Annotated in this window: 18 protein-coding genes and 4 tRNA genes; 13 read left to right on the top strand and 9 right to left on the bottom strand. The window is 63.4% G+C overall.

Going from position 1 to position 23,409, the window contains the following annotated elements; translation table 11 throughout:
* Nucleotides 1-11 precede the first annotated feature (11 nt).
* Nucleotides 12-1,490 carry an Asp-tRNA(Asn)/Glu-tRNA(Gln) amidotransferase subunit GatA gene (gene gatA / locus AC5WNJ_RS03220; RefSeq protein ID WP_176676274.1) on the top strand — a complete coding sequence of 493 codons (1,479 nt, stop codon included), beginning with the start codon at nucleotides 12-14 and terminating at the stop codon, nucleotides 1,488-1,490.
* Entirely contained in the window at nucleotides 1,490-2,944 is a 1,455-nt protein-coding gene (gene gatB, locus AC5WNJ_RS03215) for an Asp-tRNA(Asn)/Glu-tRNA(Gln) amidotransferase subunit GatB (RefSeq protein WP_495930380.1), read from the top strand. Before gatA ends, gatB begins: the two co-directional genes overlap by 1 nt.
* Nucleotides 2,945-3,048: 104 nt before the next feature.
* Here the strand turns inward: gatB and AC5WNJ_RS03210 are convergent, their stop codons facing one another.
* From AC5WNJ_RS03210 to hemA, 5 genes are all read right to left on the bottom strand, one after another.
* On the bottom strand, nucleotides 3,049-3,798 hold the full coding sequence (locus tag AC5WNJ_RS03210) for a HesA/MoeB/ThiF family protein (RefSeq protein ID WP_176676272.1): 750 nt from the start codon (nucleotides 3,796-3,798) through the stop codon (nucleotides 3,049-3,051).
* 72 nt (nucleotides 3,799-3,870) lie between these two features.
* Nucleotides 3,871-4,371, bottom strand: coding sequence for an Lrp/AsnC ligand binding domain-containing protein (locus tag AC5WNJ_RS03205; protein ID WP_176676271.1), 501 nt, complete (start codon nucleotides 4,369-4,371; stop codon nucleotides 3,871-3,873).
* A 316-nt stretch (nucleotides 4,372-4,687) separates the two neighbouring features.
* Nucleotides 4,688-5,536, bottom strand: coding sequence for a peptide chain release factor N(5)-glutamine methyltransferase (gene prmC, locus AC5WNJ_RS03200; RefSeq protein WP_176676270.1), 849 nt, complete (start codon nucleotides 5,534-5,536; stop codon nucleotides 4,688-4,690).
* A 1-nt stretch (nucleotide 5,537) separates the two neighbouring features.
* Nucleotides 5,538-6,623 carry a peptide chain release factor 1 gene (gene prfA, locus AC5WNJ_RS03195; RefSeq protein ID WP_176676269.1) on the bottom strand — a complete coding sequence of 362 codons (1,086 nt, stop codon included), beginning with the start codon at nucleotides 6,621-6,623 and terminating at the stop codon, nucleotides 5,538-5,540.
* A complete protein-coding gene (hemA, locus tag AC5WNJ_RS03190) occupies nucleotides 6,620-7,891 on the bottom strand; it encodes a glutamyl-tRNA reductase (protein WP_176676268.1) in 1,272 nt (423 codons plus the stop codon). Before hemA ends, prfA begins: the two co-directional genes overlap by 4 nt.
* A 598-nt stretch (nucleotides 7,892-8,489) precedes the next feature.
* On the opposite strand from hemA, the gene AC5WNJ_RS03185 reads away from it, so the two are divergent.
* The 8 genes from AC5WNJ_RS03185 (at nucleotide 8,490) to ychF (ending at nucleotide 15,884) form a co-directional block, all read left to right on the top strand.
* Nucleotides 8,490-10,256, top strand: coding sequence for a tetratricopeptide repeat protein (locus AC5WNJ_RS03185; protein ID WP_495930379.1), 1,767 nt, complete (start codon nucleotides 8,490-8,492; stop codon nucleotides 10,254-10,256).
* Nucleotides 10,257-10,378: 122 nt separating this feature from the next.
* Nucleotides 10,379-11,023 (top strand): lipoprotein insertase outer membrane protein LolB, encoded by a 645-nt coding sequence (gene lolB, locus AC5WNJ_RS03180; RefSeq protein ID WP_176676266.1) that lies wholly within the window; start codon nucleotides 10,379-10,381, stop codon nucleotides 11,021-11,023.
* A gap of 50 nt (nucleotides 11,024-11,073) precedes the next feature.
* Nucleotides 11,074-11,946 (top strand): 4-(cytidine 5'-diphospho)-2-C-methyl-D-erythritol kinase, encoded by an 873-nt coding sequence (gene ispE, locus AC5WNJ_RS03175; protein ID WP_176678265.1) that lies wholly within the window; start codon nucleotides 11,074-11,076, stop codon nucleotides 11,944-11,946.
* 29 nt (nucleotides 11,947-11,975) lie between these two features.
* Nucleotides 11,976-12,050 (top strand) — tRNA-Gln (locus AC5WNJ_RS03170).
* Nucleotides 12,051-12,122: 72 nt separating this feature from the next.
* Complete coding sequence (locus AC5WNJ_RS03165) at nucleotides 12,123-13,064, top strand: ribose-phosphate pyrophosphokinase (protein ID WP_172978614.1); 942 nt, start codon at nucleotides 12,123-12,125, stop codon at nucleotides 13,062-13,064.
* A 180-nt stretch (nucleotides 13,065-13,244) separates the two neighbouring features.
* Nucleotides 13,245-13,880, top strand: a complete 636-nt coding sequence (locus AC5WNJ_RS03160) for a 50S ribosomal protein L25/general stress protein Ctc (protein ID WP_253062248.1) — start codon at nucleotides 13,245-13,247, stop codon at nucleotides 13,878-13,880.
* Between the two features lie 29 nt (nucleotides 13,881-13,909).
* On the top strand, nucleotides 13,910-14,494 hold the full coding sequence (gene pth, locus AC5WNJ_RS03155) for an aminoacyl-tRNA hydrolase (RefSeq protein ID WP_043335900.1): 585 nt from the start codon (nucleotides 13,910-13,912) through the stop codon (nucleotides 14,492-14,494).
* A gap of 298 nt (nucleotides 14,495-14,792) precedes the next feature.
* Nucleotides 14,793-15,884 carry a redox-regulated ATPase YchF gene (ychF, locus tag AC5WNJ_RS03150; RefSeq protein WP_175088361.1) on the top strand — a complete coding sequence of 364 codons (1,092 nt, stop codon included), beginning with the start codon at nucleotides 14,793-14,795 and terminating at the stop codon, nucleotides 15,882-15,884.
* A 185-nt stretch (nucleotides 15,885-16,069) separates the two neighbouring features.
* Here ychF and AC5WNJ_RS03145 read toward each other — a convergent pair whose 3' ends face one another.
* Nucleotides 16,070-17,020 carry a LysR family transcriptional regulator gene (locus AC5WNJ_RS03145; RefSeq protein WP_176676264.1) on the bottom strand — a complete coding sequence of 317 codons (951 nt, stop codon included), beginning with the start codon at nucleotides 17,018-17,020 and terminating at the stop codon, nucleotides 16,070-16,072.
* Nucleotides 17,021-17,202: 182 nt separating this feature from the next.
* Between AC5WNJ_RS03145 and AC5WNJ_RS03140 the strand changes: the two genes are divergently transcribed.
* On the top strand, nucleotides 17,203-18,537 hold the full coding sequence (locus AC5WNJ_RS03140) for a D-amino acid dehydrogenase (RefSeq protein ID WP_176676263.1): 1,335 nt from the start codon (nucleotides 17,203-17,205) through the stop codon (nucleotides 18,535-18,537).
* Nucleotides 18,538-18,618: 81 nt separating this feature from the next.
* Nucleotides 18,619-18,695, top strand: a tRNA-Met gene (locus AC5WNJ_RS03135).
* Between the two features lie 230 nt (nucleotides 18,696-18,925).
* Here AC5WNJ_RS03135 and AC5WNJ_RS03130 read toward each other — a convergent pair.
* Nucleotides 18,926-20,254: a M18 family aminopeptidase gene (locus AC5WNJ_RS03130; RefSeq protein ID WP_495930378.1), complete on the bottom strand. Its 1,329-nt coding sequence runs from the start codon at nucleotides 20,252-20,254 to the stop codon at nucleotides 18,926-18,928.
* Between the two features lie 293 nt (nucleotides 20,255-20,547).
* Between AC5WNJ_RS03130 and AC5WNJ_RS03125 the strand changes: the two genes are divergently transcribed.
* The gene (locus AC5WNJ_RS03125; protein ID WP_176676261.1) at nucleotides 20,548-22,656 is read left to right on the top strand and encodes a carboxy terminal-processing peptidase; all 2,109 of its coding nucleotides are present in this window, start codon (nucleotides 20,548-20,550) and stop codon (nucleotides 22,654-22,656) included.
* Nucleotides 22,657-23,122: 466 nt separating this feature from the next.
* Here the strand turns inward: AC5WNJ_RS03125 and AC5WNJ_RS03120 are convergent.
* Nucleotides 23,123-23,198: transfer RNA gene (locus tag AC5WNJ_RS03120), tRNA-Asn, on the bottom strand.
* 97 nt (nucleotides 23,199-23,295) lie between these two features.
* A tRNA-Asn gene (locus tag AC5WNJ_RS03115) sits at nucleotides 23,296-23,371 on the bottom strand.
* Nucleotides 23,372-23,409 lie beyond the last annotated feature (38 nt).

Raw genomic sequence — 23,409 nt, 5'->3', positions numbered from 1 at the left:
TGGAATCGAACATGTCATCGTCCATTGCACTACATGACAAGACGCTCAGTGAGCTGGCGCAAGGCCTGGAGGCCGGCGAATACACCAGTCGCGAGCTGACGGAAGCCTTCCTGGCCCGCATCGAACGCCTCGATGGCGAGCTCAACAGCTACATCACCCTGTGCCGCGAAGAAGCGCTGCGTGATGCGGATGCCGCCGATGCACGCCGTGCCGCCGGCAATGCCGCCGCGCTGACCGGCGTCCCGATGGCCATCAAGGACATCTTCTGCACCGAAGGTGTGCGCACCAGCTGCGGCTCGAAGATGCTCGACAACTTCGTCTCGCCCTACGACGCCGCCGTGATCGAGAAGCTCAAGGCCGAGGGCGTGGTGATTCTCGGCAAGACCAACCTCGATGAGTTCGCGATGGGCTCCTCGAACGAGAACAGCCACTACGGTGCCGTCAGGAACCCGTGGGATCTGTCCGCCGTACCGGGTGGCAGCTCCGGCGGCAGTGCCGCCGCCGTCGCCGCAGGCCTCGCACCGGCCGCGCTGGGCACCGACACCGGCGGTTCCATCCGCCAGCCGGCCGCCTTCTGTGGCATCACCGGCCTCAAGCCGACCTACGGCCGCGTCTCGCGTTACGGCATGATCGCCTACGCCTCCAGCCTCGATCAGGGCGGCCCGATGGCTCGCTCCGCCGAAGACTGCGCGCGCCTGATGAACGTGATCGCCGGCGCCGACCCGCGCGACTCCACCAGCGTGGTGCGTGGCGTGCCGGATTACGTCGAAGGACTGGACTACAACCTCAAGGGCCTGAAGATCGGCCTGCCGAAGGAATACTTCGGCGAAGGCCTGTCCGAGGAAGTCGAAGCCTCCGTGCGTGCCGCGATCAAGGTCTTCGAGGATGCCGGTGCCAGCGTGCAGGAAATCTCGCTGCCGCATACCCACCTGGCCATCCCGACCTACTACGTGATCGCGCCGGCCGAAGCCTCCTCCAACCTGTCGCGTTATGACGGCGTGCGCTTCGGCCATCGCTGCAATGACCCGCAAGACCTGGAAGACCTCTACAAGCGCACCCGCGAGGAAGGCTTCGGCGACGAGGTGAAGCGCCGCATCATCATCGGCACGCACACCCTTTCAGAAGGCTTCTTCGATGCCTACTACATCAAGGCCCAGAAGGTGCGTCGCCTGATCCGCCAGGACTTCCTCGATGCCTTCGATCAGGTCGATGTGCTGATGGGCCCGGCGGCACCGACCCCGGCGTTCGATCTCGGCGCGCACAAGGACCCGCTGTCCATGTACCTGCAGGATCTCTACACCATCGCCATCAACCTGGCGGGCATTCCGGGCATCAGCGTGCCGGCCGGCCTGGCAGGCAAGCGTCCGGTGGGTCTGCAGATCCTCGGCCCGCACTTCGGTGAGCAGACCCTGCTGGGCGTCGCGCACCAGTTCCAGCAAATCACCGACTGGCACCGCCAGCGCCCGGAATTCGGACAGGAGCAAGCCTGATGCAATGGGAAGTCGTAATCGGGCTTGAGGTTCACGCTCAGCTCGCCACCCAGTCAAAGATCTTCTCCGGCTCTTCCACCACCTACGGTGCCGAGCCCAACACCCAGGCCAGCGCCGTGGACCTCGGCCTGCCGGGCACCCTGCCGGTGCTCAACGAGCAGGCCGTGGCCATGGCCGTGCGCTTCGGCCTCGCCGTCAATGCCGCCGTGGCCGGCCGTTCGGTGTTCGAACGCAAGAACTACTTCTATCCGGATCTGCCCAAGGGCTACCAGACCAGCCAGATGGATCAGCCCATCGTCGGTCCGGGTGAGCTCGAGATCCTTCTGGAAGATGGCACGCGCAAGTCGATCCGCATCCACCATGCCCACCTCGAGGAAGACGCCGGCAAGTCGCTGCACGAAGACTTCCAGGGCATGACCGGCATCGACCTCAACCGTGCCGGCACACCACTGCTGGAAATCGTCTCCGAGCCGGACATGCGTTCCGCCAAGGAAGCGGTGGCCTACGTGAAAGCGATCCACGCCATCGTGACGTATCTCGGCATCTCTGACGGCAACATGGCCGAAGGCTCGCTGCGTTGCGACGTCAACGTCTCGGTGCGCCCCAAGGGGCAGGAAGCCTTCGGCACCCGCGCGGAGATCAAGAACGTCAACTCCTTCCGCTTCATCGAGCGCGCCATCCACTTCGAGGTGGAGCGTCAGATCGAGCTGATCGAGGACGGCGGCAAGGTCGTGCAGGAAACCCGCCTGTATGATCCGGACGCCGACGAGACGCGCAGCATGCGTACCAAGGAAGAAGCCAACGATTACCGCTACTTCCCGTGCCCGGATCTGCTGCCGGTGGAAGTGGACGAGGCCTACATCGAACACCTGCGCCAGACCCTGCCGGAACTGCCGGCCGAGAAACGCGCGCGTTTCGAAAGCGAACTGGGCCTGTCCGCCTATGACGCCGGCGTGCTGTCCGCCAGCCGCGAAATGGCCGACTTCTTCGAGGAAGTGAAGGATGTCTGCGGCGACGCCAAGCAGGCCGCCAACTGGGTGCAAGGTGAGCTGACCGGTCGTCTCAACAAGGAAAACCTCGACATCGCCGTCAGCCCGGTCTCCGCGGCTCAGCTGGGTGGCCTGATCAAGCGCATCGTCGACGAGACCATCAACGGCAAGGCCGCCAAGCAGGTATTCGCCGCGCTGTGGGATGGCGAAGGCGAAAACGCCGACGAGATCATCGAGTCACGCGGCCTCAAGCAGGTCACCGACACCGGTGCCATCGAAGCCGTGGTCGATCAGGTGATCGCCGACAACCTGGCCCAGGTGACACAGTATCAGGAAGCCGAGCCGGACAAGCGTGGCAAGATGATCGGCTTCTTCGTCGGTCAGGTGATGAAGGCCTCGCGCGGCACCGCCAATCCGCAACAGGTCAACAAGGTGCTGAAAGACAAGCTGGATAGCCTCAGCTGAGCCTGTCCATCAGCCGCTGAATGAAAAAAGCCCCCACCGTCATCACGACGCTGGGGGCTTTTTCATGCTCTATCGAACGACAATCAACAGCCGCCCATGCAGGCTCACGAACCGCCACACACCTGACAGCCGGGGTCGCGCTTGAGGCCCATGCGCCGCCATTCACCGCTCAGGCCATCGAAGGTGGCCAGGCCGCGATGCACGCTGCCAGCACCGCTGATCAGCTTGAGCGCTTCCAGCGCCTGGAAGGCGCCGATGATGCCGACCAGCGGCGCGATGACACCACTTTCAGCGCAGGTCAACTCTTCATCGCCCAGCTCATCCGGCGGATACAGGCAGCCGTAACACGGCGCCTGTGGCTCACGGCGATCAAACACCGCCAGCTGGCCGGAGAAGCGTATCGCGGCGCCGGACACCAGCGGGGTGCCCGCTGCCACGCAGGCGGCGTTGATCGGGAAGCGCGAGCTGAAGCGATCGGTGCAATCGAGCACCACGTCTGCGGCGGCCACCTGCTCGGCCAGCGCTTCCTCCTGCAGGCGCTCTGACAATGCGATCACCTCGGTATCGGGATTGATCGCCAACAGCGAGGCGGCGAGTGATTGCGCCTTGGGCTGATCGATGTCGGCGTCACCATGGGCGATCTGACGCTGCAGATTGGACAGCTCGACGTGGTCATCATCGGCCACCACCAAGGTGCCGATGCCCGCAGCTGCCAGATAGAGCGCTGCCGGGCAGCCCAGACCACCCGCCCCGATCACCAGCACCCGCGCCGCCAACAGGCGCTGCTGCCCGGCGATGTCGACCTGAGGGAGCAGGATCTGGCGCGAGTAGCGCAGCAATTGCGAATCTTGCATGGGAGAAAAGCCGCCTGTCGGTAAATGAAGTGAGAAGCCACGAGCCCTGTCTGGCAACAACGTGACTTGCCATTACTTGGCGTCCAGCTCCTCGATATCGGGCACATGCAGCGAGAACTGCTCCTTGACCTCCTCCATCACCACATAACTCTTGGATTCCTTGACGCCGGGCAGCGTCAGCACCACATCGCCGAGCAGCTGACGATAGGCGGACATTTCCGGAATCCGGCACTTGAGGATGTAGTCGAACTGACCGGAGACCAGATGACACTCCTGGATCTGCGGCAGCTTGGAGACGGCGCGGCGGAATTCATCGAACACCGACGGCGACTGTGTCTCGAGACTGATCTCGACGAAGACCAGCAGGTTGGCCTTGAGCGCCTTGGGGTCGAGCACCGCCTTGTAACCGCGGATGACGCCGGCACGCTCGAGGCGTTTGACACGCTCCAGGCACGGCGTGGTGGAAAGGCCGACTTCCGAGGCGAGGTCGACATAGGAGATGCGAGCATTCTCTTGCAGGCAACGCAGAATCTTGAGGTCGATGCGGTCCAGAGTGCGTGATTTTGCTTTCATTGTAATAGTTTTCCCAGCAGGGTGACTTGCAGCAGGATCATCCGTGCTCCTGGCTTCCGTGCAGTCAGGCCGTCGGATAACAAGGGAGTTATCAGACGACCATGCCAATCATGCAGGATCATTACTATCATACCCGACCAACAGGGGATACGCCTTCACTGGCGGTACTGTGACGAGGATTCCACGCAGACTCCACAGAAAACGGTGGAATGCACTACAGGGATGCCAGGCGCCGAGGGTGTCAGCGGGAAACACCCACGGGCGCCACTACACGGGCACCACTACACGGGCACCGCTAGACGGTGCCCGGCGAGCATCAGGCCAGCTTGCCCAGCGTGATGCGTTCGCGCCCGCCCAGGTCTTCCAGGGTCTCGACGTCAACGAAGCCGCCGGCACGCAGTGCCTCGCGCACTTCATTGCCCTGGGTGAGGCCATGCTCCAGCATCAGGTGGCCGCCTGCGGCCAGGTGCTGCGGCGCAGTGGCGATCAGATGCAGAAAGTCCGCCAGCCCTGCCTCGGCCGCGACCAGCGCCGAGCGCGGCTCGAAGCGCACATCGCCCAGCACGAGATGCGGGTCATCATCGGCCAGATAAGGGGGGTTGGCGGTAATCAGCGCAAAGCCGGTCTCGGTGACGCCACTGAACCAGTCACTTTGGCGGAATTCGGCATTGGCGATCGCCAGACGCTCGGCATTGCCACGTGCAAGCTGCACGGCTTCCTCGATGAGATCGACGCCCAACACCTGCCACTGCGGGCGGTGACGCGCAAAGGCCAGCGCGATGGCACCGGTGCCGGTACCGAGATCCAGCAGCTTGCCGCTGGTGGCCTCGGCCAGTTCCAGCGCGCACTCCACCATCACCTCGGTGTCCGGGCGCGGAATCAGCGTGGCCGGTGAACAGGCCAGCGTCAGGCCATAGAATTCACGCCGCCCGAGCAGATGCGCCACGGGATGGCCCTCGGCCCGGCGCGCCAACAGCGCCTCGAAACGTGCCACACCCTCGGCACCGGCCTCGCTCTCGAGATCCCGATCGCCCCAGGTGTAGAACCAGGTGCGCTCTCGTCCCATTACCTCGCCCAGCAGCAACTCGGCATCCAGACGCGGAGAATCGCTGCCCGCCTCGCTCAGACGGGCAGTCGCGGCTGCCAGGGTGACATCGATTCTCACCTTATTGCTCCTGCAGTGCGGTCAGCTGATCGGCCTGGTATTCCACCACCAGCGGCTCGATCACTTCGTCCAGCTGGCCGGCGATCACTTCATTGAGCTTGTAGAGCGTCAGGTTGATGCGGTGGTCAGTCAGACGCCCCTGCGGGAAGTTGTAGGTACGGATGCGCTCGGAGCGATCACCGGAGCCGACCAGCTTGCGACGGGCATCGGAGGTGGCCTGTGCCTGGGTGTCCACCGCGGCCTGCTTGAGGCGCGCCGCCAGCAGTGACATGGCGCGCGCACGGTTCTTGTGCTGGCTGCGCTCATCCTGACACTCCACCACCACACCGGTGGGCAGGTGGGTGATGCGAATCGCGGAATCGGTGGTGTTGACGTGCTGACCACCGGCGCCGGAGCTGCGATAGGTGTCCACGCGCAGGTCGGCCGGATTGATGTCGACGTCACCGACTTCATCGGCCTCGGGCATCACCGCCACGGTGCAGGCCGAGGTATGGATACGCCCCTGGGATTCGGTGGCGGGCACGCGCTGCACGCGGTGCGCGCCGGACTCGAACTTGAGGCGCGAGTAGACGCCCTCGCCCTTCACGCGGGCGATGACTTCCTTGAAGCCGCCGTGCTCGCCGTGACTGGCGCTGACGGTCTCGACCTGCCAGCCCTTGAGCTCGGCGTAGCGCGAGTACATCTTGAACAGGTCACCGGCGAACAGCGCCGCCTCGTCACCGCCCGTGCCGGCGCGCACCTCGAGGAAGACGTTGGCACCGTCATCCGGGTCACGCGGAATCAGCAGCTGGGTAATCTCGGCTTCCAGCGTCTCGAGCGCCGCATCGGCATCGCGGACTTCCTCACGCGCCATGTCGCGCATCTCGGGGTCACTGTCCTCCGCCATCTCCAGCGCGGCGTCACGATCTTCGTTCAGGCCGCGATGACGGCGCCATGCCTCGATCAATGGCTCAAGCTCGGCATACTCCCGCGACAGGTCGCGGAACCTGGCCTGGTCCCCGATCACTTCGGGCTCCGACAACAGTGCGGAGATCTCCTCGAAGCGGTCATGGAAGGTGTCGAGCTTGGTGATGAGGCTGTCTTTCATGAAGGGTCCTGTGATGAATCAGCCGGCGCGAGCAGAAGCGTCTGGGCCGTCTGAAGAATATCCTGGCGATCGTCTCCCGAGGCCTGGCGCAGTGCCAGTGTCGGGTGATGCATGAAGCGATTGGCCAGCTGGCGCGCCAACTGCGCGACCACTTCCTGGGGGTCGCGTCCCTGATCGAGCTCCGCCAGCGCCTGCGCCTCGCATTCGGCGCGCAGTTGCTCGCCATGGCTGCGATAGCGCTTGATGACTTCGCCGCCACTGCGCACCCGCTTGCGGTGCGACCAGGCGTTGACGCCCTGGCGAATCAACTCTTCTGCCTGGGCAGCGGCCAACTCACGGTGGCGACGATTCTCGTCGATCACCTCCTGCAGGTCATCGACCGTATAGAGGAAGACGTCGTCGAGGTCTCCGACCTGCGGCTCGATATCGCGCGGTACGGCGATGTCGACCATGAACACCGGCTTGTAGCGGCGCTTCTTGAGCGCGCGTTCCACCATGCCCTTGCCGAGAATCGGCAATTGGGAAGCGGTGGAGGCTATCACGATATCGGCATTCTCGAGGGCATGCGGAATACCTTCCAGGCCGATGGCAGTCCCGCCCAGCTCATCGGCCAGACGCTCGGCGCGCGACACGGTGCGGTTGGCGATGCACAGGTTGGCGATGCCCGCTTCCTTGAGATGGCGCGCGACGAGTTCGATGGTCTCGCCGGCGCCGATCAACAAGGCATTGGCCCGCGAGAAGTCATCGAAGATGTGGCTGGCCATGCTGACGGCGGCGTAGGCCACCGAGACGGGGTTCTCGCCGATACCGGTCTCGGTACGTACCTGCTTGGCGACCTGGAAGATATGCTGGAAGAGCTGCTCGAGCTCACCGCCCAGCCCCACCGAGTTGCGCGCGAACTGATAGGCGTCCTTGAGTTGGCCCAGAATCTGCGGCTCGCCCAGCACCATCGAGTCCAGCCCCACCGCGACACGGATCAGGTGGCGTACCGCCTCCTCTCCCAGGTGCTGATAGCTGCAACGCGACAGCTCCTCCACCGGCAGGCGATGAAAACGCCCCAGCCACTCGAGCACCGACTTGGCGCCATCGCTGGTCACGCAGTACAGCTCGGTACGATTGCAGGTCGACAGCACCGCCGCTTCGGAAACCGCCGGCAGGCGCTTCAATTCGCCCAGCGCGGCATCGAGCTGCGCAGGCGTGAAAGCAACGCGCTCACGCACGTCAACGGCGGCGGTGCGGTGATTGATGCCAAGGGCAAGAAGGGTCATGGAGTCAGTCGTCAGGGTCTGGCCGGCAGGAATCGGCGTCAATGTCAGGCGGCTCTCGGTGCTGGCCTGCCGCGAGGCCAAGGCCAGGACAGCAGGTAATCCGCGCAGGCTCGGTGCCTTTACACCTGTCGACACAAATGGGGACAAGGGCGGCTGACATAAAGGCACACAGGGCTGCCGAAGCGGCTGAGATCGTAATATTAGCGCGCTCATTCTATCACAGCGTCTGCACCACGCGACCCCGCAGCATGTCGCAGCCGATGAGGATTTTCCATGATGCTGGCAGGCTATCGCTATCAGCCCGCGCGACGTATCTGTCGGCATACGAGGTGTCCGGTGGGTCATGCCACTTCCTTGCGTCGGCAACGCTATCCCCCTTCGCCGCCAGCCGTTATGCTGCGAGACACGATGGCTTCGTCAGCGCCATGCTACGCACATGACCCGGCCTGCGGCTCGATCGCCCTGTTCCCCATTCTGCCCACACTGACAAACGCGAGGTTGCATGCACGCTTCGACTGCCGCTGAACATAGCCCCCCGCACACTCTCGCCTCTCTTGATGCCCCTCGTCGCCCGCGCGGCGGGTGGAAGTCCTGCGTCGTGGGCGGGTTGCTGCTGGGCATGACCGGCTGTCAGTCGATGAGCGACTCCGCGCCCCTGAGGGCGCAGCCCGACCCGCTGGCCACGGCGCCGCCCATCCAGCAGGGCCTGGATGCAGACAGCCTCAATCAGCTGTTGAGCGCCGAACTCGCCGGACAGCGCGGTGACTATCCCCGCGCCGCCAATGGCTATCTGGCCGCCAGCCGTCACTTCGATGACCCGGAACTGGCGCGACGCGCCGTGCTCGCGGCTCGTTTCGCCGACAACCCGGCCCTGCTGGAGCGCGCCGCCGAACGCTGGCAGCAACTCGATGAGTCCGCCAGCGAGCCCGGCATCATCCGCGCCCGCCTGGCTGTCGAGCGAGGCGACTGGCAGGCCGCGCTCGAACAGCGCCTGATACTCACCGCCAGTGGCGGCAATGGCAATCTGGCGACCCTGGCCGAGCAGGCGATCGATGCCGGCGCCGAGCTCGAACCCCTGCTGGCGATGCTGGAGACGCATATCGCCCAGTATCCCGAGCAGCCGATGCCCGAGATTGCCGCGGCACTGTTCGAGTCTGCGCTGGGCAATGAGACCGCGGCGCGTGCACGCCTGGTGCGCCTGGAAAGCGCTCACGCCACATTGGCAGAGCTCTGGCTGGCGCGCAGCGAGATCGAACGCAGCGCGGGGCGTCTTGAGGCAGCTCGGCGAGCGGTGTCCCGAGGCCTTGAGATTGCCCCCGATGACAGCCGCCTGATCCTGAGCGCCGCGCAGACCGAACTGGCCAGCGGCGATCTGGACGCGGCACGCGAGCGCATCGATAGCCTCATTGCCCGCCATCCCAGCGCGCCACGTCTGCGTCTGGCACTGGCCAGTCTCTATCTTGATGCCGATTCGCCCGAGGACGCCCATCGCCTGCTGCTGCCGCTGCTCGATGAAGACCCGGTGCCGGACGCCGCCTACGCCCTGCTGGGGCTGGCCGCCGAGTCCAGCGGCGATGTCGACAACGCCATTCTCTACTACCGGCAGGTGCCGGACGGCGAGCGCTACATCTCCAGTCGCGCCCGTGCCGCCCAGTTGCTGGTCGAACATGAACGCACGGACGAGGCCCGTCAGTTTCTGGCCGTGGAACGCCTGCGTCATCCGCGTCATGCCATGACGCTGCTCAGCTTCGAGATCGACCTGCTCGACTCCCAGGGGGCGCATGCCGAGGCCGAGGCCCTGCTGAGCAGCAGCATTGCCACGCGTCGCAAGGCACTTGCGCAAGCCATCGCCGCCCAGGAGGCCGAGAAGCGCAACGACCTGGAGAGCGAACTGGGCAGCCTGCTGTTCCTGCGTGGCATTCGCCACCTGGAAGATGATCAGCTGGACGCCATGGAGAAAGACCTGCGCGAAGTCATCGCGCTGGAACCCGACAATGCCAGCGCCTACAACGCGCTCGGCTACACCCTGCTGGTCGAGACCGATCGCCTCGAGGAAGCGTTGGCCCTGATCGAGCGCGCCCATGCGCTGTCGCCCGACGACGCGGCCATCCTGGACAGCCTCGGCTGGGGACGCTACCTGACAGGCGACCTCGACAATGCGCTGGCACCGCTGGAAGCCGCCTGGGCCCAGCAGCAGGATGCCGAGATCGGCGCCCATCTCATCGAGGTGCTGTGGGCGCTGGGCCGCGAGGATGAAGCCCGCGGTCTGGCGGTAGAGCTGAGCGAGCGCTTTGAAGAAGCCAGCGAGCTCGAAGCTCTGTTCCAGCACATTCCGGAACTGCGCCCGGTCGTCGACGCGCCCTGAAGAGCACTGCCACGCTACCCGGCACTTTCTGCCCACTGGCGAGTCCATTATCCTGACCCGCCAGTGAGTGGAGCCTCACTCACCTCTCCTCATCTTCTCGCCATCCGGAAGGCTTTCGCGTCATGATCACTTTTTCCCTGTCACTTCCTCTGCTGAGCCAGGCACGCCGCCTGCTCGGACCAGCCCTGCTGGCCATGACACTGGTACTCAGCGGCTGCGCCAGCCAGATGGCCAGCGACAATGCCGGTGATCTGACGCGCAGTGACGGTGACTGGCAGCAACAGGACACGCAACTTGCCGCCCTGACCCACTGGCAGCTGGCAGGCAAGGTCGGCATTCGCACCCCCGAGGAAGGCCACAGCGCCAACCTCGACTGGCAGCAGGACGGCGATGATTACCACATGCTGATCACCGGCCCGCTGGGCGCGGGGCGCACGACTCTAGTGCGCGACGCCGAAGGCGTGCGCCTCTCTTCCTCCGAGGGTGACTTCGAAGCCCCGGATGCCGAGAGCCTGATGCTGGCGCAACTGGGCTGGTCATTGCCGCTGGGTGCCCTCGACAACTGGGTGCGCGGCGTACCGGCCGCTGGCGAGCATGACCTCGAGACAGATGCACTGGGCTTCCCGACCACCCTCTACCAGGACGGCTGGGAAGTGGACTATCAGGATTGGACCCGCGCCGAAGGCCTGTGGCTACCGCGCAAGATGAAACTCTATTACGGCGACCTCACTGCCACTCTCATCGTCAACCAGTGGCAGGCGCTGTGATCGTGACACCTTCTCCTTCTGCCATGACGACTCCGACATCCACATCGACCATGACACTCACCCTGCCCGCCCCGGCCAAGCTCAACCGCATGCTGCATATCACGGGCCAGCGTGCCGATGGCTATCACGAGCTGCAGACGCTGTTCCAGTTTCTCGAGCACGGCGACAGCCTCAGCTTCACGCTGCGCGACGATGAGGCAATCCGCCTCTCACCGCCTATTGAAGGTGTGCCCGAAGAGGCCAATCTGATCGTGCGCGCCGCGCGCCTGCTGCGAGAAGCCGCACACGCGCAGGGCAAGGTCGCGTCGCCCACCGCATTGCCCGGTGTCGATATCACGCTGGAGAAAGTGCTGCCGATGGGTGGCGGCCTGGGTGGCGGCAGCAGCGATGCCGCCACGACCCTGCTGGCACTGGACAGACTCTGGGGCCTGGAGCTTGGCGAAGATACCCTTGCCGAGCTCGGGCTGTCGCTTGGCGCGGATGTGCCAGTGTTCGTGCGTGGCTTCGCCGCCTGGGCCGAAGGCATCGGCGAACGCCTGGTGCCAGCCCCGCTGGACACCCCATGGTTCGTGGTGATCCACCCCGGTATCGAGGTCGCGACACCGGCCGTGTTCGGCCACCCACAATTGACACGTTCCAGCCTCGCGATTAGTATGGCGCGCGCACTGCAGGGGGGCCGCAACGACTGTGAAGTCGTGGTGCGCACTTTGTACCCGGCAGTCGCCGACGCCCTGGACTGGCTGGACCAGTTCGGCACCGCCAGACTGACGGGCACCGGCGCCTGTGTGTTCTGTGCGTTTGACGACGCACGACAGGCCAGCGAGGTGCTGGGTCGACTCGAACTCGAGCGCCCGATGTGGCACGCCTTCTCGGCACGCGGTTGCAATATCTCCCCTCTACATGCCGCTCTGGCATCGGCCTGAGCACAGCAACTGGTTGAAGTGAACGTTGCTGGGGTATCGCCAAGTGGTAAGGCACCGGTTTCTGGTACCGACATTCCCAGGTTCGAATCCTGGTACCCCAGCCAATCCTGGCCGTTCCCGGTCAACCCGGAATTCTCCACTCCCGAGATCCCACAAGACTCCAAAGGTGGCTGCGCGTGTCAAAACTGATGGTATTCGCGGGGAATGCCAATCCCGCTCTCGCCCGCAAGGTAGCTGAAGCCCTCGATACCCGCCTGGGTCATGCAACCGTCGGTCAGTTCAGCGATGGCGAGATTGCGGTAGAAATCAACGAAAACGTCCGCGGCAAGGACGTCTTCATCATGCAGTCCACCTGCGCACCGACCAACGACAACCTGATGGAGCTGATCCTGATGGTGGACGCGTTGCGTCGTGCGTCTGCGGCGCGTATCACTGCGGTCGTTCCCTACTTCGGTTACGCCCGTCAGGACCGCCGCGTGCGCTCTGCGCGCGTGCCGATCTCGGCGAAGGTGGTCGCGGACATGATGGTCAAGGCTGGCGTCAATCGCGTCATGACCATGGACCTGCATGCCGATCAGATCCAGGGCTTCTTCGATGTGCCGGTGGACAACGTCTATGGCTCACCGATCCTGCTCGACGACATCGAACGTCAGAACTATGACAACCTGATCGTCGTCTCCCCGGATGTGGGCGGCGTGGTACGTGCCCGTGCCATCGCCAAGCAGCTCAACTGCGAGCTGGCCATCATCGACAAGCGTCGCCCCCAGGCCAACCAGGCCCAGGTGATGAACATCATCGGTGATATCAAGGACCGCACCTGCGTGCTGGTCGATGACATGATCGATACCGCCGGCACCCTGTGCAAGGCGGGCGAGGCACTCAAGGATCATGGCGCCAACCGCGTCGTGGCCTATGCCTCCCACGCGATTCTGTCTGGCCCGGCGGTCGACAACATCACCAACTCCGTCCTCGACGAAGTGGTGGTGGCCGACACCATCCCGCTGTCCGACGCCGCGCGTCGTTCCGGCAAGATCCGCCAGCTGACAGTCGCTGGCCTGATCGCCGAGGCGATCCGTCGCGTCAGCAATGAAGAATCCGTCAGCGCCATGTTCCACTGAGTCCTGTCGGCGGGCACCGCTCGCCGCTGCTCGGGGAAGAGGCACTGACAACGGCAGATGATCCGTCATCTGCCGACAAGCGGCCGGCCCGGAAATCTCCGGGCCGGCCTCATGGATCCGGTAGCGCTCTGGTCGCGGGGGCTGCCGGATTCTCATTAGCCCCTTGAGGTATCTGCAAAAATGAAACAGTTCAAACTGAATGCTGAAGTTCGTGAAGACCTGGGGAAAGGTGCGAGCCGCCGCCTGCGTCGTACGAACGACTTCGTGCCGGGAATCATCTACGGTGCCGACCAGGCTCCGACTCCGGTCATGATCGACAAGCCGAGCCTGTACAAGGCGGTTGACGATGAGGCGTTCTACACCTCCATCATCACCCTGAACGTTGCGGGCAAGACCGAGAAAGTCGTCATCCGTGACCTGCAGCGTCACCCGTTCAAGCCGCTGCTGACTCACGTCGACTTCCTGCGCATCGATCCGTCCCACAAACTGACCATGAACGTGCCGCTGCACATCACTGGTCAGGAAGCCTGTGTCGGTGTCAAGGACCAGGACGGCGTCCTGCACGTCCTGGCGACTGACGTCGAAATCAGCTGCCTGCCGGAAGCCCTGCCGGAATACCTGGAGCTGGACGTGTCCAAGCTGGAAGTTGGCCACACCCTGCACCTGTCCGACATCGCTCTGCCGGAAGGCGCCGAGTCCGTTGCCCTGTCCCACGGTGCCGATCACGACACCGCTGTGGTCAACGTCACTCGTCCGAACATCTCTGCTGACGCAGAAGATGCTGCTGAAGGCGAAGAAGCACCTGCTGCAGAATAACGCAGCCTGATCAAGGAGCCAGACAGCGCATGTCACGAGTGAAAGCGATCATCGGCCTCGGTAACCCGGGGAACGAATACGAAGACACCCGTCACAATGCCGGCGTCTGGCTCCTTGACGCTCTTGCGCGCCACGGTCACACCACGTTGCGTCCGGAACGCAAGTTCCATGGCCAATACGCGAAGGTCCACTTCGCCGGTCAGGATCTGCATTTGCTGTTCCCATCGACGTTCATGAATCGCAGCGGTCAGGCCGTGGCCGCATTGTGCAACTTCTACAAGCTCGCCCCGGATGAACTGCTCGTCGCCCACGATGAGCTCGACATCGACCCCGGCACCGCTCGTTACAAGCAGGGTGGCGGCCATGGTGGTCACAACGGATTGCGCGACATCATCAGCGCACTGGGCAACGACAAGTCGTTCCATCGTGCCCGCATCGGCATCGGCCACCCCGGCAATGCCAAGCTGGTGACCAACTTCGTGCTTGGACGCCCCGGCAAGGCGGAACGCCAGGCCATCGACGACGCCATCGACGAAGTGGTGATGACCCTCCCCGACGCCATCAGTGGCGAATGGGCACGGGCCATGAATCGCCTGCATTCTTTCAAGAGCTGAACCTCTGCATCATCCAGTATCACCCCTCTCCGAATTTCGGTGATTCGCTCAGCGCATCACCTCGCTTGCGTATGCGTGTCTCGCCACGCGATCAGCAGCAAAAGGCATCATTTGTCGCGCGACATGCGCCCAATGGATGACCTCGGCTGCATGAGGCCTTACACTTCCCGCCTGTCTTCATTCCGTGCCTGCCCACTCGTTTCCCCGCATGCCCAGTGTCTGTGCACTCAGAGCCTGCTGGTCGAGACGACTGCCAGTGCCACGCCCCATTCGATACGTCACACCAGGATCTAGCGCCATGGGTTTCAATTGCGGCATCGTCGGCCTGCCGAACGTCGGCAAGTCCACTCTCTTCAATGCACTGACCAAGTCTGGCATTGACGCCGAGAACTTCCCCTTCTGCACCATCGAGCCGAACACCGGTATCGTGCCGATGCCTGACCCTCGCCTGAACGCGCTGGCCGAGATCGTCAAGCCGGAGAAGGTGATTCCGACCACCATGGAATTCGTCGACATCGCGGGTCTGGTCGCGGGTGCCTCCAAGGGCGAAGGTCTGGGCAACAAATTCCTGGCCAACATCCGTGAGACCGACGCCATCGCGCACGTGGTGCGTTGCTTCGAGGATGACAACGTCATCCACGTCGCCAACCACGTCGACCCGGCCGCCGACATCGAGACCATCAACATCGAGCTGGCCCTGGCCGATCTCGACAGCGTCGAGCGCAGCATCCAGCGTCTGACCCGTGTCGCCAAGGGCGGCGACAAGGAAGCCATCGCCACCAAGGCCGTGCTGGAACGCATCCAGCCGCACCTGGCCGAAGGCCAGCCGCTGCGCAGCTTCGGCCTCAGCGATGACGACCTGAAGATCGTGCGCGGCTTCGGCTTCCTGACCCTCAAGCCGACCATGTACATCGCCAACGTCAGCGAGGAAGGCTTCGAGAACAATCCCTACCTCGATATCGTGCGCGGCATTGCCGCCAACGAAGGCGCCAGCGTCGTGCCGGTGTGCAACAAGATCGAAGCCGAGATCGCCGAGCTGGACGAGGAAGAGCGCGAGATGTTCCTCGACGAACTGGGCATGGAAGAGCCGGGCCTGGACCGCGTCATCCGCGCCGGTTACGAGCTGCTGGGTCTGCAGACCTACTTCACCGCTGGCGTGAAGGAAGTGCGTGCCTGGACCGTCAAGATCGGCGCTACTGCACCGGAAGGCGCTGGTGTGATCCACACCGACTTCCAGAAAGGCTTCATCCGAGCCGAAGTCATCTCCTATGACGACTTCATCGCCTACAAGGGTGAGCAAGGCGCCAAGGATGCCGGCAAGTGGCGCCTGGAAGGCAAGGACTACATCCTCAAGGATGGCGACGTGGTGCACTACCGCTTCAATGTCTGATGGCTCATCGGCGCCCGGCGACGCCCGGGCCCAGCTGACGCCCTGACAGCCTGTCCTGACAGAACGGCCCTGATCTCTCACGAGGTCAGGGCCGTTCTGCGTTGTGGTGCGGAAAACTGTTCAATCAGGGGCGCCGATCAAGGCGTGAAGATATCAACCAGCGGAGGGCTCAACCAGCGAAGGGCTCAGACCGTAGAGGGCTCTGCCAGCGGCACCTGCAGCCACTGCGCGGCCTGTCTGGCGAGCTGATCTGCCAGCGACTGGGCCAACCGCGAACGCCCCGCCTCGCGTCGCCACACGGCACTCAGCACCAGCTCACCCGCCTGGGGCAGCTGACGTGCGCTCAAGCTGCGCTCCGTGGTGGCGGCATGCGCCGTGAGTGCATCGACCACCGCCAGCCCCTCCCCCGCCTGAACCAGCGACGCCGCCAGGGGATAGGTCTGCACCCGCGTCACGATACGCGGCGAAGATGGCAAAGTACTTGAAGCTTCCTGCGCCACGCTCGCCAGCAAACCATCGAGTCGCCGCGCCAGCGGATCGTGCGCCCCCAGCGCGATCAGGCGCTGACCGGCCAGCTCCGCCACCGTCATCGGCGTCTGCTGACAGTCCTGTGCCCAATACCCTTCAGGCGCGAGCACCAGTAGCGGCATGCGCACCAGCGGACGCGTCATCAGTGCAGGATGCGTCGGCGCACTCAGCGTAAAGGCGATATCGACCTCATGCAGCAACAGGGCATCGACGATCTCGCGGGTATGCTGGGTCGCCAGCTCACAGCTGACTCGCGGCTGACGCCGGCGCCACTGCCCCAGCGCCTGCGGCAGCAATTGCTGGGCGATGGCAGGCGTCGCCACCACCTTGAGCGTGCGTGCCTCGCCCTCACGCAAGCCATCGACCAGCCGCCTCACATCGTCCAGCTGACCGAGCATTCCCTGGCTGGCCGCTTCCAGCTTGCGCGCCTCCTCGGTGGGATGAAGCTGCCCTGCACTACGCGTGAACAGCGTGATGCCCCATTGGCGCTCGACCTGCTGCAGCGCCTTGCTCGCCGCCGGCTGGGAGATATGCAGCAACCTCGCCGCGCCGGTCACGCTGCCCGCCTGCAGGACGGCGTGAAAGATCTCCAGGTCCCTGAGCCGCATGCGCAATCTTCCTGTCCGGTTGTCTAGAGGGCCAACTTGAGGGCGCACTTGAGCGCCTGTGCATCAGGTTACCCCATAACCTCGGGTTATGACGCGGCACATCCTTTTCATTCGTCACTCACGCAAGCGACCGGCAAGCTCAAGCACAACGAAACACGACCTTCACGACCCGGGAGCCCAGCATGCAACGCCATGTGACTGTCATCGGAGGCGGCGTGATCGGCCTCGCCAGTGCCCATGCTCTGGCGCGCGCCGGCCACTGTGTGACCCTGATCGATGCCCATGCCGAGGTGGCCAGCGAGACCAGTCGCGCCAATGGCGGCCAGCTGAGCTATCGCTATGTGGCACCACTGGCCGATAGCGGCGTGCCCCGCCAGGCCATCAAGTGGCTGCTGGCAGGCAACGAGGCACCGCTGAAACTGCGCCCGAATCTGGAACCCGCACAATGGCGCTGGATGGCCCGATTTGTGGCCGCCTGCAATCACCGCACGCATCAGGCCAGTGCAGCGCAGATGCTCTCGCTGGCTCTGCACAGCCAGCAGGTGATGACGGAGTGGCGCACTCATGATGCGCTCGGCGACTTCGCCTGGCAGCAGCGCGGCAAGCTGGTGATCCATCGTGATCCCGAAGCGCTCGACAAGGCGGCAGCCGCGCGCGTCGCCCCGCAGGACCAACAGGTACTCGATGCACGCCAATGCATCGCGCTGGAGCCCTCACTTTCCCACCAGCAAGCCCATCTGTCGGGCGGCATCTTCAGCGCCTCGGACGAGACGGCGGATTGCCATGCCTTCTGCCAGGCGCTGGAACGCAAGCTGCGGGCCTCCGGGCGCTACACGCGCATCGCCAATACGCGCGTCGCCCCGCTGACCGCACGCGACGGCCGCATCGAGCAACTCGAGCTCAGACACCTTGATGGCCGCCGAGAACGCCATACCGTCGAAGAGGTCGTCATCGCGGCCGGCAATCATGCCGCCGAGCTGGTACACCCCCTGGGTATCCGCCTGGCCCTGCAGCCGCTCAAGGGCTATAGCCTCACCCTGCCACTGGCAGCTGACACCCCCGAGACGGCCGCGCCACGCATCAGCGTCACCGATTCGGCACGCAAGGTGGTCTACGCCGATCTGGAGTCATCGGCATCACGCCAGCTGCGCGTCGCGGCGATGGTGGATATCGGCCAGCGGGAACGCGACAGCTTTCACCCCGAACTGAATGAGCAGCGCATTGCCGCCCTGCGCAAGCTGGCCAGCGATACCTTCCCCGAAGCCGGCGATTTCGCGCAGGCCACTCCTTGGGCCGGACTGCGCCCCAGTACGCCCAAGGGGCCGCCGATCCTCGGCCGTCCCCGGCAAGCGAACAGCCCTGACAATCTGTGGCTGAACGTCGGCCATGGCAGTCTGGGCTTCACGCTGTCCTGCGCCAGTGGCGACCTCATCGCACGCGCCATCTCGCGAGAGGCTCTCCCCGGCACTTTCTCCGACAGCCTATCTGATGCCCTCGCTGCGCGGCCTGGACGCTAGCCCGATGAATTCCCTGCCACTTTTTCGCGCTAATGCATTGACAACATCACGAGCAATCCGTAATATTCGCCTCCGTTGGACGGCTACATAGCTCAGCTGGTTAGAGCACATCACTCATAATGATGGGGTCCCCTGTTCAAATCAGGGTGTAGCCACCAACCAGGATTCGAAAGGCCTGACTGCTTGCAGTCAGGCCTTTTTCGTTGTGCGCGATCTGCGCCAAAACTTGATCGGACCTTGATCGCACTCCGCTCGCGCATCCAGCACCCTGCGCCGCTGTCCTCGAGCCAGATCACAGACATCAAAAAGGGCGACCCGCAGGCCGCCCTTTTTCCGAGCTTGTCTTCTTACACTCCGCGCCTGCTCTCTCAGCACACTCCGGCTCGACTCAGTCCACCTGCTCGCGATTGCAGAAGGCTACCAGCACCTTGATCAACATGGCGACATCGGCACTGCCGGATGTCTCACGAATCGAGTGCATGCCCCACTGCGGCAGCCCCACATCCAGGGTCGGCACCCCCACCTCACTGGCGGTGATCGGCCCGATGGTGCTGCCACAGCCCATGTCGGCACGACTGACGAAGGTCTGCACCGGCACATCCTGCTCACGACACATCTCGCGGAACAGCCCGGCCGTGGTGCTGCTGGTGGCGTAACGCTGATTGGCATTGACCTTGATGACCGGCCCGGCATTCAACTTCGGCCCATGCCCCGCATCATGCTTGTCCGCAAAATTGGGGTGCACGGCGTGAGCATTATCGCAAGAAATCATCAAGGAGCGCTGCACGAGGCACTGATAGCCTTCTTCGCTGTCCAAGCCGACATAGTGATTGATGCGCTTGAGCACATCGGCCAGGAAAGGCCCCTGGGCACCACAGGCGCTGGCACTGCCGACCTCTTCATGATCGGTGGTGACGAACAGCGCCCCCTGACTGCCATCGGCCTCCAGCAGCGCCTCGAGACCGACGTAGCAGGACAGCAGATTGTCGAGGCGGGCACTGGTGATCAACTCACCCTTCAGCCCCGACTGCGCCGCCGGCTGCAGGTCATGCAGCCCCAGCTCGAAGTCAACGACATCCGCGACCCGCACGCCGTGCTGCTCCTCGATCAGATCGATCAACATCATATTGAAGGCCTCCGCGGGCGTCCCGGCCTCGTCCCCCAGCTGCATGACCACGGCTGACATCTGGGTCTGGGCATTGATGGCACGCCCGCTGTTGACGTCACGATCCAAATGGATCGCCAGGCTCGGCACGCAGGCGAACGGACGCATGACCGTCAGCAGCAGCGTCTCGCGACGACCGTCCGCATGCCGCACCTGAACACGGCCTGCAAGCCCCAGATCGCGATCGAACCAGGTGCTCAGCAACACGCCGCCATAGGTCTCGACGCCCAACGTCAACCAGCCCTGACTGGCCTGTGCCGGATTGGGCTTCAGGCGCAGACAGGGCGAATCGGTGTGCGCACCGATCATCCGAAGTGAGCTCAGCGACGTATCATCCTTCGGGAGCTGAAAGGCGATCAACGAGGAATCATTGCGCGTGACATAGGCACGCTCACCGGGCACCAGCTGCCAGGAAGACATCTCGCTGAGGCGACGATAGCCCGCCTGTTCAAGACGCTGCGCCATGGAAGCCGTCGCGTGCCACGGTGTGGGAGAAGAAGACAGGAAGTCGAGCAGTGCAGGAACGCGGGAATCCGCAATCGCATGAGTCATGATGGCGTCTGGTCCTCGAAGATATAGGCAAGGCACTGTATAAGAAGAAACATGATGGGGAAAACCTGTGACGACCCTTCGATGACATGACTGCCATCCAGTCACCGCTCAGCGGGGCGCCCAAAAGCGCGGCATGCCAGCCAAAGCCCTGCGCTGACAGAGTTTTCACAACCCCAACGCATCAACGCCAGACAACTGTGTATGGTGCGTGAGACTGCTACAATGCCCGCTCGACCTCCTGCGGGGAGGTCGTTCAGGGAGCAGAGTGTACATGAATCGGGAGTGCTTCATTGATGAGCCTGTTCGCAAACGTCCGGCGCACGGCATTCGTTGCCCTGTGTCTTGCCATGGCCGGCCCTGCCAGTGCCGCGGTCACCCCTACTGACGCCGATGCACAGGCTGCTCGCGAAGTTGCCGAGTCTTTGCGCTATGGGCATTACGAAGATGTGACCCTGGATGACCACTGGGCCAACCGCGCCTTCACGCAATACCTCAAGACTCTCGACCCTCAGAAAGCCTATCTGCTGGATGCGGACATCAGCGAGTTCAGCGACCTGCGTCATGATTTCGACGACGCCATGGTCGATGGTGACCTCGAGCGCCTCTATGGACTCTACGATCGCTATCAGCAACGCCTCACCGCACGCCTCACCTGGCTGGTGAAGACACTGGATGCCAAACCGAGCTTCGATTTCGACAACGATGATCGCCTGGCGCTGGACCGCAAGGACAGCCCGTGGGCCGATAGCGAGCAGGAGCTCGACGAGCTGTGGCGCAAGCGCCTCAAGAATGCCTGGCTGTCGATGTCGCTGTCCGACAAGAGCGATGACGAGATCGCCAAGACGCTCAACGAGCGTTATTCCAACCAGCTCAAGCGCATCAAGCAGACCAACGATGAAGATATCCTGACGCTGGTGATGCATGCCGTGACCGGAAGCATCGACCCGCACAGTGAATACTTCTCGCCGCGCCAGGGCGAATCCTTCGATATCCAGATGAAGCTGTCGCTGGATGGCATCGGCGCCCTGCTGCAATCCGAAGGTGAATACGTCAAGGTCTCGAGCCTCGTGCCTGGCGGCCCTGCCGAGAAGGATGGCGAGCTCAAGCCGGCCGACCGCATCGTGGCCGTCGGCCAGGGTCAGGGCGACAGCGAGTGGACCAACGTGGTCGGCATGCGCCTGGATGATGTCGTGGACCTGATCCGTGGCCCCAAGGGCTCCGTGGTGCGCCTGGAAGTGATTCCGGCACAGTCGCTGGATGTCACCAAGACGCGTGAACTGGACATCACCCGCGATACCGTCAAGCTCGAGGACCAGGCCGCCAACGCCAAGGTCGTCGACGTCAAGCGCGATGATGGCACCCACCGCATCGGCGTCATCCATGTGCCCGCCTTCTATGTCGACTTCGATGCTTGGCAGGCCGGCGAAGACGACTACCGCAGCACCACCCGCGACGTGGCGCGCCTGATCGACGAACTCAAGGCCAAGCAGGTGGAAGGTATCATTCTCGACCTGCGCAACAACGGCGGCGGCGCACTGCAGGAAGCCAATTCGATGATCGGACTGTTCATCGATCGCGGCCCCACCGTGCAGGTGCGTGACGCTCGCGGCCGCATCAGCCTCTATGGCGATACCGATGCCGGCACCCACTATGACGGCCCGCTGACCGTACTGGTCAACCGCCTCTCCGCCTCGGCATCCGAGATCTTCGCTGGCGCGATCCAGGATTACGGTCGTGGCTTGGTGCTCGGCAGCCAGACCTTCGGCAAGGGCACGGTGCAGACCATCTCCTCGCTGAGCGAAGGCGAGATCAAGCTGACCCGCGCCAAGTTCTATCGCATCTCCGGCGACTCGACCCAGAACAAGGGCGTCAAGCCGGACATCGCCTTCCCCAGCGTCATCGACCCGCAGGAGATCGGCGAATCCAGCCTCGACTACGCGCTGCCCTGGGACCAGGTACGCCCGGTGAAGTATCGCCGCTACGGTGATCCGGCACGCTATCTGGCCGCTTTGCGCGCCCGCCACCAGAGCCGAGTCGAGCAAGAGCCCAACTTCAGTTACCTGAAGAGCGAAGTCGCGCTGTCAAAGGCATTGCGCGCGCAGCAGACCAGCATCAGCCTCAATCGTGAGCAGCGCAAACGCGAGATGGATGCCCAGGAAGCCGAGCAGCTGGCACTGGAAAACAAGCGCCGTCGCGCCCTCAACCTCGAGCCACTGACAAGCTTTGCCGAACTCGATGCCGCCAGCGACCACATCTCTTCCCCCGAGAGCGACCCGCAGCAGGAAGCCGATATCGAAGAAGGCAGCAGCGACAAGCAAGCCAAGGACCCGATCGATCAGGCCCAGCTTCAGGAAAGTGCCGAGATCCTGCTCGACTACGCCCACCTCACCGGTGATCGCTAGACTTTCGTGACTCGCACCATGAACCGCGTTTGACGAAGCTGGTCGACCGCCAAGGCCCCTGCTCTCATGCAAAACCGAGCGCAGGGGCTTTTTTCATGCCACAAAGACAGTCTGTGGCACGCAGCATGATGGTCACTCGAGGCAGCAACGCGCGCACAACAACGCACAGGCAGCAACACATACGAAGCAACGACAGGACAGAAAACGCAGCAGCAGAAACACAATGGCCAGCATCACAACGTCAGGCAGAGGCGCGCAGAGAACGACAGCAGACGGCTGGCGACGCGAGAGCACGCTCGAGGCAGAAAGCACGAGACACCTGACAGGTGGAGGAGCAGGAACGGATTGATGAGCAGGGCTGACAAGCCAGGATTACGAACAGAGCTCAAGCGCAAAGCAACAAGCAAAGCTCAGGCAGCGATGATGCCACCAGCAGAGAACACGAGGGGAAGCAGGGAAGTGATATTGGCTCCTCGAACAGGACTCGAACCTGTGACCCAATGATTAACAGTCATTTGCTCTACCAACTGAGCTATCGAGGAACAACAAAATATCGATCGATATCAGGGCGATATCGAAGCTGACGACGAGGAACTCATCTATCAGCGTCATTTCCGGCATTGGCAGGAAGCCTTGGATTGGCTCCTCGAACAGGACTCGAACCTGTGACCCAATGATTAACAGTCATTTGCTCTACCAACTGAGCTATCGAGGAACGACCGGAAATTCATCTGTCAGTGACATGATCATGGA

The sequence above is a fragment of the Cobetia sp. PDI-23MA genome (assembly GCF_059507735.1).
The sequence above is the reverse complement of the archived record's forward strand: the minus strand, read 5'-3'. Positions and strand labels throughout refer to the sequence as shown.

Coding starts and splice junctions, on each gene's coding strand:
- AC5WNJ_RS03140 (WP_176676263.1), top strand. CDS start 17,203: ATGCAACGCCATGTGACTGTCATCGGAGGCGGCGTGATCGGCCTCGCC.
- ychF (WP_175088361.1), top strand. CDS start 14,793: ATGGGTTTCAATTGCGGCATCGTCGGCCTGCCGAACGTCGGCAAGTCC.
- prfA (WP_176676269.1), bottom strand. CDS start 6,623: ATGAAAGACAGCCTCATCACCAAGCTCGACACCTTCCATGACCGCTTC.
- AC5WNJ_RS03130 (WP_495930378.1), bottom strand. CDS start 20,254: ATGACTCATGCGATTGCGGATTCCCGCGTTCCTGCACTGCTCGACTTC.
- AC5WNJ_RS03145 (WP_176676264.1), bottom strand. CDS start 17,020: ATGCGGCTCAGGGACCTGGAGATCTTTCACGCCGTCCTGCAGGCGGGC.
- pth (WP_043335900.1), top strand. CDS start 13,910: ATGTCACGAGTGAAAGCGATCATCGGCCTCGGTAACCCGGGGAACGAA.
- AC5WNJ_RS03205 (WP_176676271.1), bottom strand. CDS start 4,371: ATGAAAGCAAAATCACGCACTCTGGACCGCATCGACCTCAAGATTCTG.
- lolB (WP_176676266.1), top strand. CDS start 10,379: ATGATCACTTTTTCCCTGTCACTTCCTCTGCTGAGCCAGGCACGCCGC.
- AC5WNJ_RS03210 (WP_176676272.1), bottom strand. CDS start 3,798: ATGCAAGATTCGCAATTGCTGCGCTACTCGCGCCAGATCCTGCTCCCT.
- gatB (WP_495930380.1), top strand. CDS start 1,490: ATGCAATGGGAAGTCGTAATCGGGCTTGAGGTTCACGCTCAGCTCGCC.
- hemA (WP_176676268.1), bottom strand. CDS start 7,891: ATGACCCTTCTTGCCCTTGGCATCAATCACCGCACCGCCGCCGTTGAC.
- AC5WNJ_RS03125 (WP_176676261.1), top strand. CDS start 20,548: ATGAGCCTGTTCGCAAACGTCCGGCGCACGGCATTCGTTGCCCTGTGT.
- ispE (WP_176678265.1), top strand. CDS start 11,074: ATGACACTCACCCTGCCCGCCCCGGCCAAGCTCAACCGCATGCTGCAT.
- gatA (WP_176676274.1), top strand. CDS start 12: ATGTCATCGTCCATTGCACTACATGACAAGACGCTCAGTGAGCTGGCG.
- AC5WNJ_RS03160 (WP_253062248.1), top strand. CDS start 13,245: ATGAAACAGTTCAAACTGAATGCTGAAGTTCGTGAAGACCTGGGGAAA.